Origin of the sequence: Roseovarius sp. (genome assembly GCF_040223625.1) — a bacterium.
In the GTDB taxonomy this organism is placed as follows: domain Bacteria; phylum Pseudomonadota; class Alphaproteobacteria; order Rhodobacterales; family Rhodobacteraceae; genus Roseovarius.
Map to the genome: position 1 here is coordinate 113,969 of NZ_JAVKFX010000072.1, position 14,397 is coordinate 128,365.

The 14,397-nt window shown below is 66.0% G+C and carries 16 protein-coding genes; 8 read left to right on the top strand and 8 right to left on the bottom strand.

Annotated features, from left to right (window positions below; genetic code table 11):
* Positions 1 to 194 precede the first annotated feature (194 nt).
* A complete protein-coding gene (gene miaB / locus RLN94_RS20745) occupies positions 195 to 1,550 on the bottom strand; it encodes a tRNA (N6-isopentenyl adenosine(37)-C2)-methylthiotransferase MiaB (RefSeq protein ID WP_350126040.1) in 1,356 nt (451 codons plus the stop codon).
* Between the two features lie 131 nt (positions 1,551 to 1,681).
* Between miaB and RLN94_RS20750 the strand changes: the two genes are divergently transcribed.
* Positions 1,682 to 2,551 (top strand): hypothetical protein, encoded by an 870-nt coding sequence (locus RLN94_RS20750; protein WP_350126043.1) that lies wholly within the window; start codon positions 1,682 to 1,684, stop codon positions 2,549 to 2,551.
* A gap of 58 nt (positions 2,552 to 2,609) precedes the next feature.
* Here the strand turns inward: RLN94_RS20750 and RLN94_RS20755 are convergent, their stop codons facing one another.
* The 5 genes from RLN94_RS20755 to fabA all read right to left on the bottom strand — a co-directional run bounded on the left by RLN94_RS20755 (position 2,610) and on the right by fabA (position 7,016).
* A complete protein-coding gene (locus RLN94_RS20755) occupies positions 2,610 to 3,911 on the bottom strand; it encodes an aminomethyl transferase family protein (RefSeq protein WP_350126046.1) in 1,302 nt (433 codons plus the stop codon).
* Between the two features lie 72 nt (positions 3,912 to 3,983).
* Positions 3,984 to 4,301, bottom strand: coding sequence for a hypothetical protein (locus RLN94_RS20760; protein WP_350126049.1), 318 nt, complete (start codon positions 4,299 to 4,301; stop codon positions 3,984 to 3,986).
* Positions 4,302 to 4,386: 85 nt separating this feature from the next.
* Positions 4,387 to 5,178, bottom strand: coding sequence for an enoyl-ACP reductase FabI (locus RLN94_RS20765; RefSeq protein WP_350126052.1), 792 nt, complete (start codon positions 5,176 to 5,178; stop codon positions 4,387 to 4,389).
* A gap of 10 nt (positions 5,179 to 5,188) precedes the next feature.
* Positions 5,189 to 6,418, bottom strand: coding sequence for a beta-ketoacyl-ACP synthase I (fabB, locus tag RLN94_RS20770; RefSeq protein WP_350126055.1), 1,230 nt, complete (start codon positions 6,416 to 6,418; stop codon positions 5,189 to 5,191).
* Positions 6,419 to 6,506: 88 nt separating this feature from the next.
* Entirely contained in the window at positions 6,507 to 7,016 is a 510-nt protein-coding gene (gene fabA, locus RLN94_RS20775) for a bifunctional 3-hydroxydecanoyl-ACP dehydratase/trans-2-decenoyl-ACP isomerase (RefSeq protein WP_350126058.1), read from the bottom strand.
* Positions 7,017 to 7,184: 168 nt separating this feature from the next.
* Here fabA and irrA point away from each other — a divergent pair, with 168 nt between their 5' ends.
* Positions 7,185 to 7,610, top strand: coding sequence for an iron response transcriptional regulator IrrA (irrA, locus tag RLN94_RS20780; protein ID WP_350126060.1), 426 nt, complete (start codon positions 7,185 to 7,187; stop codon positions 7,608 to 7,610).
* A gap of 48 nt (positions 7,611 to 7,658) precedes the next feature.
* Here the strand turns inward: irrA and RLN94_RS20785 are convergent, their stop codons facing one another.
* Positions 7,659 to 7,982 carry a hypothetical protein gene (locus tag RLN94_RS20785; RefSeq protein WP_350126063.1) on the bottom strand — a complete coding sequence of 108 codons (324 nt, stop codon included), beginning with the start codon at positions 7,980 to 7,982 and terminating at the stop codon, positions 7,659 to 7,661.
* Positions 7,983 to 8,100: 118 nt separating this feature from the next.
* Between RLN94_RS20785 and RLN94_RS20790 the strand changes: the two genes are divergently transcribed.
* Positions 8,101 to 9,090: an NADPH:quinone reductase gene (locus RLN94_RS20790; RefSeq protein WP_350126066.1), complete on the top strand. Its 990-nt coding sequence runs from the start codon at positions 8,101 to 8,103 to the stop codon at positions 9,088 to 9,090.
* A gap of 294 nt (positions 9,091 to 9,384) precedes the next feature.
* On the opposite strand, the gene RLN94_RS20795 is transcribed toward RLN94_RS20790, so the two are convergent.
* Positions 9,385 to 9,813, bottom strand: coding sequence for an FKBP-type peptidyl-prolyl cis-trans isomerase (locus tag RLN94_RS20795; RefSeq protein WP_300893833.1), 429 nt, complete (start codon positions 9,811 to 9,813; stop codon positions 9,385 to 9,387).
* Between the two features lie 211 nt (positions 9,814 to 10,024).
* On the opposite strand from RLN94_RS20795, the gene RLN94_RS20800 reads away from it, so the two are divergent.
* The 5 genes from RLN94_RS20800 (at position 10,025) to RLN94_RS20820 (ending at position 14,387) form a co-directional block, all read left to right on the top strand.
* The gene (locus RLN94_RS20800) at positions 10,025 to 10,708 is read left to right on the top strand and encodes a haloacid dehalogenase type II (RefSeq protein WP_350126071.1); all 684 of its coding nucleotides are present in this window, start codon (positions 10,025 to 10,027) and stop codon (positions 10,706 to 10,708) included.
* Positions 10,708 to 11,544, top strand: a complete 837-nt coding sequence (locus tag RLN94_RS20805; protein WP_350126074.1) for an alpha/beta fold hydrolase — start codon at positions 10,708 to 10,710, stop codon at positions 11,542 to 11,544. Before RLN94_RS20800 ends, RLN94_RS20805 begins: the two co-directional genes overlap by 1 nt.
* On the top strand, positions 11,541 to 12,527 hold the full coding sequence (locus tag RLN94_RS20810; protein WP_350126077.1) for a threonine ammonia-lyase: 987 nt from the start codon (positions 11,541 to 11,543) through the stop codon (positions 12,525 to 12,527). The genes RLN94_RS20805 and RLN94_RS20810 overlap by 4 nt, the downstream gene beginning before the upstream one ends.
* A complete protein-coding gene (locus RLN94_RS20815; RefSeq protein WP_350126080.1) occupies positions 12,524 to 12,988 on the top strand; it encodes a macro domain-containing protein in 465 nt (154 codons plus the stop codon). Before RLN94_RS20810 ends, RLN94_RS20815 begins: the two co-directional genes overlap by 4 nt.
* Positions 12,989 to 13,181: 193 nt before the next feature.
* Positions 13,182 to 14,387 carry an endonuclease/exonuclease/phosphatase family protein gene (locus RLN94_RS20820; protein ID WP_350126083.1) on the top strand — a complete coding sequence of 402 codons (1,206 nt, stop codon included), beginning with the start codon at positions 13,182 to 13,184 and terminating at the stop codon, positions 14,385 to 14,387.
* Positions 14,388 to 14,397 lie beyond the last annotated feature (10 nt).

Genomic DNA, 14,397 nt, shown 5'->3' on the forward strand with positions numbered 1-14,397 from the left:
AGAAATGAGCAGAGAATCCGTGCGAAATGAAATTATTGTTTGAGTGTAACAAGTTTCCCTTTGTTGTGAAGCCTAAATGAAGCCACATTGTCGCCACACGGGAAACAACCCCGTTCCGATCCGGGGCCGGAAGGGGCGATTCAGGGTTTATTCATTGACAATACGGCCTTAGCCGACAGTCTTGAATCACCGGTTTAAGAGGCGTCCACGACGGGCCGCGCGGTCTGTGAAACCGGCTTTCCGGCCAGCGAATTGGCCCCGCTCTCGACGATTTCGACCTCCGCAAGCTCGCCCGGCTGCGCATCGGATTCGGCCACGTGGACGGCGTGCAGGTAGTCCGACTTGCCCACCATCTGGCCCGGCAGGCGCCCCGGTTTCTCGAACAGCACCTTCACCCGGCGCCCCACCATCGAATCCTGCACCGCGCGCTGCTGGCGGGTGATCAGCGCCTGCAGCCGCTGCAGCCGCTCCGACGCCTCGTCCTCGTCCACCATCGCCCGTTCCGCGGCCGGCGTGCCGGGGCGCGGGGAATACTTGAACGAGAAGGCATACCCGTACTGGACCTCCTCGATCAGGTCGAGCGTCGCCTGGAAATCCGCCTCGGTCTCCTCCGGGAAACCGACGATGAAATCGCCGGACATCAGGATATCGGGGCGGGCCGCGCGGATCCGCTCGATCAACCGCAGGTAGCTCTCGGCGGTGTGGCTCCGGTTCATCCGCTTGAGGATCCGGTCGCTGCCGGACTGCACGGGAAGGTGCAGGTAGGGCATCAGCTTCTCGCATTCGCCATGGGCCGCGATCAGGTCGTCGCCCATGTCGTTGGGATGCGAGGTGGTGAAGCGGATGCGCTCCAGCCCGTCGATGTCGTTCAGCGCCCAGATCAGCCGCGCCAGCGACCAGTCGCCGCCATCCGGGCCCGGCCCGTGATAGGCGTTGACGTTCTGGCCCAGCAGGGTGATCTCGCGCACGCCGCGCTCGACAAGGTCACGCGCCTCGTCCAGCACGCGGGCCACAGGCCGGCTGACCTCGGCTCCGCGGGTGTAGGGCACCACGCAGAAGGCGCAGAACTTGTCACAGCCCTCCTGCACGGTCAGGAAGGCGGTCGGGCCGCGCTTGGCCTTGGGCCGGCGCTTCAGCGCGTCGAACTTGTCCTCGACCGGGAAATCGGTGTCGAGCGCCTTGGCCCCGCCCCGCGCCTTGGCCTCGAGCTCGGGCAGGCGGTGATAGCTCTGGGGCCCCACCACGAGGTCGACCATCGGCTGGCGGCGCATGATCTCCTCGCCCTCGGCCTGGGCCACGCAACCGGCCACGCCGATCTTGAGGTCAGGCCGCGCCTCCTTCAGCCCGCGGAACCGGCCCAACTCGGAATAGACCTTCTCGGCGGCCTTTTCCCGGATATGACAGGTGTTGAGCAGGATCATGTCGGCATCGTCGGGCGATTGCGTCTCGACATAGCCCGCGCCGCCCATGGCCTCGGCCATGCGCTCGCTGTCATAGACGTTCATCTGGCATCCATAGGTCTTGATGTAGAGTTTCTTCGCCTCGGCCATCGTATCGCGCGCCCCGGAGCTTGTGAAAGGATCAGGGCGTTTCCCTACATCAAGGCCGGGGTCACTTGCAATGCATCGCGAATTGGCCGAGTCTCGGGGCCGGGCCGCCAGAGGACAGACAGGTAAGACACATGCGCCATTCCAGCCTCAACGCGTTCCTGTCGAACGGTGCCGCGCTGCTGGCCAAAGGGCCGGTCGCGCTGATCTTCATCGAGGACGAGATCGAGATCGACAGCACCCTGCGCCACCATGTCGACCTGGGCTTCAGGCAGGTGGTGGCGCTGATGCCGCCAGCCTTCCCGCTGGCGGCGGATGTCGCGCGCAAGGTCATCCGGGTCGATCATGACGTCAAGCGCGCGGCGGGGTTCACCGACGTGGTCAACCGGGTGATCGCGGCGGCGCCGGGCATCTGGCTCTATTACTGCTTCAATGCCGAGTACCTGTTCTTCCCGTTCTGCGAATCCCGCACCGTGGGCGAGCTGGCCACCTTCCACGGCGAGGAACGGCGCGACGCGATGCTCACCTACGTGATCGACATCTACGCGGGCGACCTGGACCGCCACGAGAACGCGGTCGCGCTGGAGGATGCCAATCTCGACAAGTCGGGCTATTACGCGCTGGCCCGCAACGATCCCGACAACCACAACCACCCCAAGGAGCGGCAGCTCGATTTCTACGGCGGCCTGCGCTGGCGCTACGAGGAGCATATCCCGCCCGAGCGGCGCAAGATCGACCGGATCTCGCTGTTCCGGGCCAAGCCGGGCTTGACACTGCGCGAGAACCACACGTTTTCGGACGAGGAATACAACACCTATGCCTGCCCCTGGCACAACAACCTGACGGCGGCGGTGGTGTCCTTCCGCACCGCCAAGGCGCTCAAGACGAACCCGGGCTCGACCTTCGACATCCACGATTTCCGCTGGCACAACTCGGCCCCGTTCGAGTGGCATTCGCGCCAGTTGCTCGACCTCGGGCTGATGGAGCCGGGACAGTGGTTCTAGGCGCAACGCCCCGAAATATTTGAAAGATTTCGGCCCGTTTTCTTTTCAAGAAAACGCCTCACCCGCCCTTCTTCTGCTCCCGCGCGCTGGGGTGCTCCGAGGCCACAAACGGCACTTCCGAGACGACCGCGTCCACCGGCACGCCGGATTGCTCGGCATAGATCTCGGGCAGTTCCACCTTCAACCCGGTGCCCACCTTCGACAGCGACCACGGCACGTAGCCCAGCGCGATGTTCGTCTCCAGCTCCGGCGACCACCAGGGCGAGGTGACATAGCCGCAGCGTATCCCCTTGCCGTTCTGGATCAGCCAGAAATCCGGCGCGTAATCGGTGATCGGGCGGCCGCCCATCTTCATGCCGACCAGCTTGAGGCTGAACGGGTAGCTGCCCGCCTCGATCTGCTCGCGCTGCTTCTCCAGCGCGGCCTTGCCGATATAGTCGGCCTCTTTCTTCTTCGGCACCTGGAAAGCCAGGTTGACCTGGAAGGGCGAGGTCTCGTGATCCATGTCCTGCCCCCAGCTCAGGATGCCGGCGGCGATGCGGCGGTGGTGGCCCGGCGCGATCACCCGCAGGCCATAGCGCGCCCCCACGCCGCGCAGGGCGTACCAGACCTGCTCGGCCGTCTCGTGGGCGTTGTAGACATAGACCTCGTAGCCCTTTTCGCCGGAAAACCCGGTCTGGCTGATCAGCACCGGCGCGCCGCCGATCTCGGCCTCCATCAGCCCGTAATAGGGGATCTTGCGCAGGTCCTCGCCAATCAGCTCGGCCATCATGTCCTCCGACAGCGGCCCCTGAATCTGCAGCGGCGCCACGTCGATCTCGTCGATCTCCACGTCCCAGCGCTTGGGCGTGTTCACCCCCTGAAGCCACAGCATCAGGTCGCTGTCGGACAAGGAGAACCAGAACTCGTCGCGCGCGGGGCGCAGCACGACCGGATCGTTCAGGATGCCGCCCTTCTCGTTGCACAGGATGCAGTATTTGCCCCGCTTCACCTTGATGCGGCTGGCATCGCGGGTGATGACGTAGTTGACGAAGTCTTCCGCCTGCTTGCCCTTCACCCGAATCTGGCGCTCGACCGCCACGTTCCACAGGGTCACGCCATGCACCAGCGCCCGGTATTCGGCCATCGCGCCGCCATCCTCGGGGCGAATATAGCCGCGCGGGTGATACATGCGGTTGTAGACGGTGGCGCGCCACGCGCCCGCCTCGACCGAGAGGTGCCAGAAGGGGGATTTGCGGACCCGTGTCGAGATCAGCATCTGAACGGGCGTCTGCCCGCTCTGGCGCAGGTTGACCGGAACAAGCCTGTCGCTCTGGTCGATGCCCGGCACGTTCGGGTGGGAGCGTTTTTGCGTCGGCATGGCCCGATATGAGGTGGGGTCGCCGTGGCGGGCCGTCAAGCCCGCCCGCTTTCAGCTGTCAGTCGCCCCGGCTCAGCTTGTCCATTTCAGCAGCCAGCGGGTGATCGGGTCGAACTCCTGCTGGACGCTGGTGCCCGAGGGGCTGCCGAAGGTCTGTTTCACGAAGCCGCGGATATCGTCGGAGTTTTCCATGGCATAGATCACGTGGTCGACCATGCTGTGCATCCCGTCATGCACCGGCGGGGCCAGCGCCCGCTCCTGCCAGATGCCGAAGAGACAGGCGAAGATCAGCAGCGCGAACACCGTGCGCGCCCAGCGCCGCGCCCGTGTCGAGCGCCCCACATGGGGTTTCTCGGTATACCGTTCCTGGGCTTTCTGAATGTAATCCATGCCCGCCGCGTAACAGGCCGGTTTGGCCAAAGCGCGACCGAACGATGGCGGGAATCGGGCCTGTGGACAGGCCCGGGCCGCCCGTTCAGAGGTTCTCGGCCTGCGGCATCCCCAGCACGTGATAGCCGCCATCGACATGGATGATCTCGCCCGTGGTACAGGCCCCTGCGGGCGAGGCGAGGTAGACCGCCGTGCCGCCGATCGCCTCGAGCGTGGCGTTGGCGCGAAGCGGCGCGTTCTCTTCCGTATGCCGGAAGGTGCGCCGCGCGCCGCCGATGGCCGCGCCCGCCAGCGTCTTCATGGGCCCCGGCGAGATGGCGTTGACCCGGATGCCTTCCGGCCCGAGGTCGTTGGCAAGGTAGCGCGTCGTGGCCTCCAGCGCCGCCTTGGCCACGCCCATCACGTTGTAATTCGGCGCCACCCGGTTCGACCCCTGGTAGGTGAGGGTCAGCATCGTGCCGCCCTTCTCCGTCATCAGCGGATGCGCCCGGCGGGCGACCTCGATGAAGGAATAACAGGAGATGTCCATCGAATGCTTGAAATTGTGCCGGCTGGTGTTGAGGAACCGGCCGGTCAGCTCGGACTTGTCCGAATAGGCGATGGCATGAACGAGGAAGTCGATCGTGGGCCAGGTCTCGCCCAGCTTCTCGAACGCCGCGTCGAGCGAAGCCTCGTCGGTCACGTCGATATCGAGCAGCACGTCCGAATCCAAGGTCGCCGCCAGCGGCTGCACCCGCTTGCCGAAGGCCTCGCCCTGGTAGGAGAACGCCAGCTCGGCGCCCGCCTCGTGCATGGCCCGGGCGATGCCCCAGGCGATCGAGCGTTCATTCGCAACGCCCATGACCAGCCCGCGCATGCCCTTCATCGAATTGTTCATCTGTTATTGCCTATCCGTGGTACTTGCTCATCAGCATCGAGCCGTTGGTGCCGCCGAAGCCGAAGGAATTGGTCATCACCGTGTCGAGCCCGGCATTCTCGGCGCATTCCGTGGCGATCTCGCCCTCGTTGATCTCCGGGTCGAGCGTGTCGACATTGATCGACGGGATGATGAAATCATGCTCCAGCGCCAGCAGGCAGAAGATCGCCTCGAGCGCGCCGGCCGCGCCCTGCGCATGGCCGGTCATCGACTTGGTCGAGCTGATCGGCGGCACGTTGCCCTCGCCGAAGATGCGGCGCACCGCGGCTACCTCGCCGGCATCGCCCACGGGGGTCGAGGTGCCATGGGCGTTGATGTAGCCCACCTTGCGGTCGCTGCCGAGCTGATCGAGCGCCAGCCGCATGGCCCGCTCGCCACCCTCGCCCGAGGGGGCCACCATGTCATGCCCGTCCGATGTGGCGGCGTAACCCGTGACCTCGGCATAGATTTTCGCGCCGCGGGCCTGTGCGTGCTCGAGATCCTCCAGCACCAACATCCCGCCGCCGCCGGAAATCACGAACCCGTCGCGGTCGGCATCGAACGCCCGGCTCGCCGCCTCGGGTGTGTCGTTGCGCTTGGACGACATCGCGCCCATCGCGTCGAAGAGGCACGACAGCGTCCAGTCCAGCTCCTCGCCGCCGCCGGCGAACATCACGTCCTGCTTTCCCATCATGATCTGCTCGGCCGCGTTGCCGATGCAATGCAGCGAGGTGGAGCAGGCCGAGGTGATCGAATAGTTGATGCCCTTGATCTTGAAGGCGGTCGACAGGTTCGCCGACACGGTCGAGCACATGCATTTCGGCACCGCGAAGGGCCCGATCCGCTTGGTCCCGCCGGTCTTGAGCACGGTCTGGTGCGCGCTCAGCATGGCAGAGGTCGACGGCCCGCCGGACCCCGCCACCAGCCCGGTGCGCGGGTTGACGATATCGCCCTCATCGAGCCCCGCATCGGCAATCGCCTGCTGCATGGCGATATGGGCATAGGCCGCCCCCGGCCCCATGAAGCGCAGGGTCCGCTTGTCGACATGCTCGGACAGGTCGATCTTCAGATCGCCCGCGATCCGGCTGCGAAAGCCGTGCTCGGCCATCTCCTCGTTGGCGGTGATTCCGGACTTGCCGCCCTTGAGCGACGCAAGGACTTCCTCGGCATTGTTGCCAATGCTGGAGACGATCCCCAGCCCGGTGACGACGACACGGCGCATATTGCCTCCCTAGCTGTCTCAACGCCTTGTAGGGCATTGGGGAAGGGTGGTGCAAGATGGCAGGGGCGGCTCCTGTCGCCGAAGGCGCTCAGCCCTCGCTGAGCGCCACCTTCATGTCCTTGACCTGGTAGATTTCCTCGCCATCCGCCTCGACCCGGCCATCGGCCACGCCCATGGTCAGGCGGCGGGTCTGCACGGCCTTGGTGAAATCGACGTAATAGGTCAGCATCTTGCGGTCGGGCCGCACCATGCCCTTGAGCTTGACCTCGCCCACGCCCACGGCCATGCCCCGCCCGGGCCAGCCGCGCCAGCCGAGGTTGAAGCCGGTCAGCTGCCACAGCCCGTCAAGCCCCAGGCAGCCCGGCATGATCGGGTTGCCCGGAAAGTGGCATTCGAAGAACCACAGGTCGGGGGTGATGTCGAATTCCGCCACCACGTGCCCCTTGCCATGCAGCCCGCCATCGGCCGAAATATCGGTGATCCGGTCCATCATCAGCATCGGCGGCTCGGGCAGCTGGGCGTTGCCGGGGCCGAACAATTCCCCCCGGGCACATTTCAGCAGGTCATCTTTGTCGAAGCTGCTCGGGTAGTCGGCCATTCAGGCGACCCTTTCATGTTGGATACGGCACAGTCCCCGCTGCTTACCATCGCGGCAAAGCGCCTTGCAAGCCCGCGAAACCCCCGCGACAGAAGGCCATACCCATGAAATCTGTTTGAAATCCCCCGGTCCCACTGCTTATATTGCACCCGATCGAAGAGGTACGAAATGACCGAAACGCAAGCGAACACACGTGCGAAAGCGTGGCTAGCAGGCTCGGGCCTGAGACCGACCAGACAGCGCGTCGCCCTCGCGACGCTGCTGATCGGTGACGGCCGGCACCGCCATTTCACCGCCGAAAGCCTCTACGCCTCGGCGCAGGAGGCCTGCGAGAAAGTGTCGCTGGCGACGATCTACAACACGGTCAAGGCGTTCTGCGACGCCGGCCTCGTGCAGGAGATCACGGTGGACGGCTCGAAAAGCTATTTCGACACCAACACCCACGATCACCCGCATTTCTTCTGGGAAGACGACCAGAAACTGACCGACGCCCCGGCCGAGGAGCTCGAGATCGCCCGCCTGCCCAAGGCCCCGGAAGGGGCCGAGGTGGCCAGCGTCGACGTGGTCATTCGCCTGCGCCGCACCGGGAAGTAAGGGATAGGTGCGACGGCCCGGCGTATCTCGAACGGGCCGCCGACCGCGTTATTTAAGGCACAGGTAAAGCCTTTTCGTCACCGACACATACTGGTTTATGGGCACGCGCCTCTGGCTTGCGAACTCCGCCCGGCGGTTCGGCCCGCGCGCACAGATCTCCACCGCCTTTGCATCGGCCCTTGCGATCGCCTGGGTTCGCAGCTCCTCCGACATGAACCCCATGTCGCCCTGCCCCACCTGAATTTCCACGCTCGCCTCGTTGAAGGCCGACACGATCGGTTCGGTCATGCTTTCGGGCGTGCCGCAACCGGCCAGCCCGGCCGATACCGCGAGGGCCGCGATGTAGAGTGCAGGTCGTCTTTCAATGCTCATGTGCCACCGTCCGTTTACTTTCAGGACCCCGACCATTAGGTGCGCATGGTAAACAAATCCTTTACACATGCCCGCAAGCCGGTGATTCACTTGGAATTTCAGCGACAAGGAGAGCGACATGCGCGCCGCTTGGTATGAACGTTTCGGCCCCGCCGCCGAGGTCCTCGAAACGGGCGAGGCCGACGCCCCCTCCGCCGGGCCGGGCGAGGTGCTTGTCCGCGTGGCCTTCTCGGGCGTAAACCCGTCGGATGCCAAGGCCCGCGCCGGCTCTCGCCCCGGGGTCACCAAGCCGCCCTACCCCCGAATCATCCCCCATTCCGACGGCAGCGGCGTGATCGAGGCGGTGGGCGAGGGTGTCGACGCGGCCCGCGTGGGCCAGCGCGTCTGGATCTGGAACGGCCAGTGGCAGCGCCCCTTCGGCACCGCCGCCGAATATATCGCCCTTCCCGAGGCGCAGGCCGTGCCGCTGCCCGAGGGCGTCTCGCTCGAGGCCGGCGCCACGCTGGGCATCCCCGGCCTGACGGCGGCGCAGACCGTCTTCGGCGGCGGCGACGTGGCCGGGCAGACCCTGCTGGTCAGCGGCGGCGCCGGTGCCGTGGGCCACAACGCGGTGCAGCTTGCCAGGTCCGGCGGCGCCACGGTCATCGCCACCTGCTCCTCGGGCGGCGCCGACCGGGTCAAGGCGGCGGGCGCCGACCACGTGCTCGATTATGCCGACCCCGAACTGGCCGCGAAGATCACCGAGCTGACCGGCGGCCAAGGCATCGACCGGGCGGTCGAGGTGGAATTCGGCGTGAACGCCCCGCTCCTGGCCGAGGTGATGAAGCCGCTCGGCACCATCGCCGCCTATGGCTCGGTCAAGAACATGACGCCGGAACTGCCCTTCGGGCCGTTCCTGTTCAAGGCGCTGAAAGTCGATATCACGCTGATTTACATCCTGCCCGACGGCCCCCGTTTCGAGGCCATCGACCGGCTGCACAAGGCGCTGACCGACGGGTCGCTGAAACCGGAGGTGGAGCATGTCCTCCCGCTGGAAAAGGCCGCCGAGGCACAGGACATCGTGCTGGAACCGGGCCGCGCCGGGGCGGTTCTGCTGGAGCTCGGTTAGGATAGAGAACCGCCGGGCGAGCGCCCGATCTAGGAATGGCACCCCGCCCGGAACAAGGGCGAAGCCCGCCGGGCGAGCGGCTGCCCGTCCCGACGGGCTGGCGCTTTCGACAGGCCAGTCTTTCCTCGAGAATGAAGATTCGCAAGGCACCATGAAAGTGCCTGCCAGCAGCGTCGGAGGCGCCACCCCACGGGCAGCCCCTCGCCCGGCTCCTCACCCCCACACGAAAAACGCGCGCAAGGCCCCTCGGCCTTGCGCGCGTTTCACTTCACCAGAAGAAACCGGCGTATATCGTCAGGCCACCGAGACCAGCTCGATGTTGAACGTCAGGTCCTTGCCCGCCAGCGGGTGGTTGGCGTCGAGGATCACCTGCTCCTCGGTCACTTCCGCCACCGTCACCGGCATCACCTGCCCCTGCGGCGTCTGCACCTGCAGCTGGGTGCCGATATCCAGCGGGATATCCTCGGGAATGTCGGCGCGCGGCACGGCCTGCTTGGCATTCGGGTCGGGCTGGCCATAGGCCTCGTCCGCGGGAACCTCGACGGTCTTCTTCTCGCCCTCTTCCATACCCGGAAGGGCGGCATCGAGGCCGGGGATGATCTGGCCCGAGCCCACGGTGAATTCCAGCGGGTCGCGCCCTTCGCTGCTGTCGAAGGTGGAACCGTCAGTCAAGGTGCCGGTGTAGTGAATACGTACGGTGTCGCCCGTCTTTGCCTGGGTCATATGGAATCCGATCGGTTTGGGAATGGGTTTACAAGGCCGCGGTCTGCGCGGGTGCTTGTCTCGACAAACCTCAACGTAGCAACGCCGAACCCGAATTGCAAACCGACGCGCGCCCGCGCGCAACCGTAGACCCGATATTTCTTGAAAGAAATGGGCCTTTCACCCGCCCGCCAGACATGCCAACCTGCCGCCCGTGAGGGGGAGGAAACCCATGGCCATCACCACCTGCATCTTCGACGCCTACGGCACGCTCTTCGACGTGGCCGCCGCCGCCCGCACCGCCGCCGAGGAGCCGGGGCGCGAGGCGTTCCGCACCCACTGGCCCGCCATCGCCGAGCACTGGCGCGCGAAACAGCTTCAATACACCTGGCTCCGGGCGATCACCGCCGAGCATACCGATTTCTGGCAGGTCACGCAGGACGGGCTCGACTGGGCGCTCGAGGCCGAGGGGCTGGCGGGCGATCCGGAGCTGCGCGAACGCCTGCTGCAACTCTACTGGGAGCTCGAGGCCTTCCCGGAAGTGCCCGACATGCTCAGAACCCTGAAGGATAACGGCAAAACCACCGCCATCCTCTCCAATGGCTCGCCCGCCATGCTCGACGGCGCGGTGCAATCGGCCGGCATCGGCGCGCTGCTCGACGACGTGCTCTCGGTCGAGAGCGTCGGCATCTTCAAGCCCGCCCGCACCGTCTATGACCTCGTGGGCGAGCGCTTCGGCTGCGCCAAGGAGGAGGTGCTCTTCGTCTCCTCCAACGGCTGGGATGCCGCGGCCGCCGCGGGCTACGGCTTCCGCACCGCCTGGGTCAACCGCGCCGGCCAGCCCATCGACCGCCTGCCCGCCCGGCCAGAGGCGGTGATGAAAGACCTCACCGGCATACCGGAGATTGCCGCCTGATGCCCAGCTTCACCACCTCCGACGGCCTGTCGCTCTTCTACGAGGATCAGGGCGAGGGCCCGCCCGTCCTCTGCCTTGCCGGGCTCACCCGCAACACCACCGATTTCACCTACCTCGTGCCGCACATGGCCGGGACCCGCCTGATAAGGCTCGATTATCGCGGGCGCGGGCAATCCGACTATGCCGAGGATTACATGACCTACAACATCCTGCGCGAAGGGCAGGATGCGGTCGAACTGCTCGATCACCTCGGGCTCGACAAGGCCACCATCATCGGGACCTCGCGCGGCGGGCTGATTGCCATGGCCCTCTCCCACACCCATCCCGACCGGCTGAACGGCGTGGTGCTCAACGATATCGGCCCCGAGGTCGCCCCCATCGGCATCGAGCGGATCATGGATTACGTGGGCAAGACGCCCCCCTTCCCCGATCTCGACAGCGCCGCCGAGGCGCTGAAAGCGGGCAACGAGGCCGCCTTTCCCGGCGTGCCGCTGACACGCTGGCGCGAGCAGGCGGAGTTCATGTGGTTCGAAAAGCCCGACGATGGCGGCATCGGCATCCGCTACGACTCGCGCCTGCGCGACGCCATGATCGGCCAGGCCGGCGCGGGCGACGCGCCCGACCTCTGGCAGCTCTTCGACGGGCTGAAGGACCAGCCGCTCGCCTCGATCCGCGGGCAGAATTCCGACCTCTTTACCGCCGAGACGCAAGGCAGGATGAAGGCCCGCCACCCCGACATGATCACCGCCGTCGTCCCCGGCAGGGGCCACGTGCCCTTCCTCGACGAACCCGAATCCCTCACCGCGATCCGCGCCCTGCTGGAGAGAACCACTTGAGCGACATCACCATGATCCGCGCCGCCGCCGAGCGGCTGAAAGGCCACGCCCGGCGCACGCCCCTGCTCTCCTCCCCCTTCCTTGACGAAATTGCCGGCCGCCGCGTCTTCGTGAAGGCCGAATGCCTGCAACACACCGGCAGCTTCAAGTATCGCGGCGGCCGCTCCGCCCTATCGGGGCTCGACCCTGAGACGCGCGCCAAGGGCGTCCTCGCCTATTCCAGCGGCAACCACGCGCAGGGCGTGGCCAAGGCAGCCGCCGAATACGGCGTGCCGGCGGTCATCATCATGCCGGCCGATGCGCCGAAGCTGAAGATCGACAACACCCGCGCCCTGGGCGCCGAGGTGGTGCTCTACGACCGCGCCGGCGGCGAAAGCCGCGAGGCGGTGGGCGACGCGCTCGAAGCCGAGCGGGGCCTGACCCTCGTCCGGCCCTATGACGAGCCGCTGGTGATCGCGGGGCAAGGCACCTGCGGGCTCGAAATCGTCGAACAGGCGCGCGAGGCGGGCATCGAACGCGCCGACGTGCTGGTCTGCTGCGGCGGCGGCGGGCTGACCTCGGGCATCGCCATGGCCTGCGAGGCCGAGGCGCCGGGCCTCCGCGCCCGCCCGGTCGAGCCGGAAGGCTTCGACGACGTCACCCGCTCGCTCAAATCCGGCCAGCGCGAGGGCAACGCCCGCGCCTCGGGCAATATCTGCGACGCCATCCTCACGCCCTCGCCGGGCGAGATCACCTTCCCGATCCTGCAACGCCTCTGCGGCCCCGGCATCGCGGTCAGCGAAGAGGACTGCCTGCGCGCCATGGGCGTGGCCTTCCAGCGTCTGAAGCTGGTGGCCGAACCCGGTGGCGCCGCGGCGCTGGCCGCCGCGCTCTACCACGGCGACGAGATCGAGGGCGATACGGTGATCTGCACCATCTCCGGCGGCAATGTCGATGCCACCATCTTCGGCCGCGCGCTGGCCACATTGGAGGAGACCCCATGAAAACCATCGAGGGCGACCTGGTAGAGCTCGGCAAATCCGGGCGGTTCGACGTCATCGTGCATGGCTGCAACTGCCAGAACGAGATGGGCGCGGGCATCGCCAAGATCATCGCGAAAGAGTTTCCCGAGGCGGAGAAGGCCGACAAGGCCACCGAAAAGGGCGACCGCGACAAGCTCGGCACCATTACCCATGCCACGGTCGAGTGCGACGATCACACGCTGACCATCGTCAACGCCTACACCCAGTTCGACTATCGCGGCCGCGGCAAGAAGGTGGATTACGACGCCGTGAAATCCGCCTTCGAGGCGATCGCCAAGGACTTCCCCGACGCCCGGGTCGGCTATCCGCTGATCGGCGCGGGCATGGCCGGGGGCGACTGGGACGAGATCGCCCCGATCATCGACGCCGCGCTGGAAGGGCAGGACCATGCCCTCGTCGTCCTGCCGGACAAGAAGGGCTGAGCGCATGGCCCGCAGCTTTCCCCGCCCCGGAATTCGCGCCAATTCCGGGCTGGAAAATGCGCATTCTCCAGCCCGTTTTCCGCGCGGAAAACGTTGCCACCTTTCCTACACAGCGCCAAACCGCGCAGCTTATCCCCAGATTTCCCCCAAATCCTTTCAATCATCCGACTGACCCAAAGCCCAAAGGTCCGCCATGCCCCGCTTCACCATCGCCAGTTTCAACGTCAAGAACCTCATCGGCGCCGACAAGGAATATTACCAGTTCCAGAAATACACGCCCGAGGAATACGCCTGGAAGACCGACTGGCTGGCCGACCAGCTTCTGACCATGAACGCCGATATCGTGGGCTTTCAGGAGATCTTCGAGGAAGAGCCGCTGATCGACGTGATCGAGGAGGCCTCGGAACGGGCCGAGGTGCTCAACGCCGCCACCGTCCCCGACAAGTCCAAGCGCTATCACCGCAAGGTCATCTTCGACCGCATCCGCGTCGACCCCTACGGCGAGGCCGAGCTGGCCTTCGCCCCCAACTCCGCCGATACCGGCCAACCGGGCAAGCGCCGCCCCGGCCTGGCGCTGCTGTCGCGCTTCGGCTTCGCCGAGCCGCCCGAGATCATCCAGGATTTGCTCCAACCGCTCCACATCCCGTTCCAGCCCCTCCGCGGCCTCGACGCGCAGGACGCGGGCCACTACACGCTCCGCCGCCTTTCCCGCCCGATCCTCAAGGCCCGCATCCCCATCGGCGGCCAGACCATCACCGTCTTCAACTGCCACCTGAAATCCAAGCTGGGCGAACACATCAAGCCCGAGGGCGCGGCCTATGCCCCGGAAGAGGACCTCACGAAATACGACCCCGTCGGCCGCGCCATGGGCTCCCTCCGCTCGGCGCTGCGCCGCATGGCCGAGGCCTGGGTGCTCCGGCGCGAGATCGTGGCCGAGCTGCAGGCCGGCAACCCGGTCATGGCCATGGGCGATTTCAACGACGGCGAACACGCCGTCAGCTCGGAGATCATCACCGGCGAGACCCCGTTCCGCAACTACGCCTGGATGCTGCGCCACGACGCCCAAAGCCCCACCGACCGCTACAGCGAACAGGAAAACCTCCAGATCACCGAGGATATCGAGCGCGTCCGCCTGCATTCCGCCGAAAAGCTCTTCGTCCGCAAATCCCTGCGCGACATGGTCTACACGGCGGCCTTCGGCGGCGTCTTCGAATCGATCGACCAGATCTTCCTGTCGCGCCATTTCCACCCCGATTTCGACGACCGGATCGGCGAAATGACCTATTTCAGCGCCTTCAACGATCACCTCACCGATGGATCGCACCCCGAAGCGCCCTATAACAAGCTGGCGTCGGACCATGGACAGGTGATGGCGCATATGGACCTATACAGCGGATAACGGCCCCCCG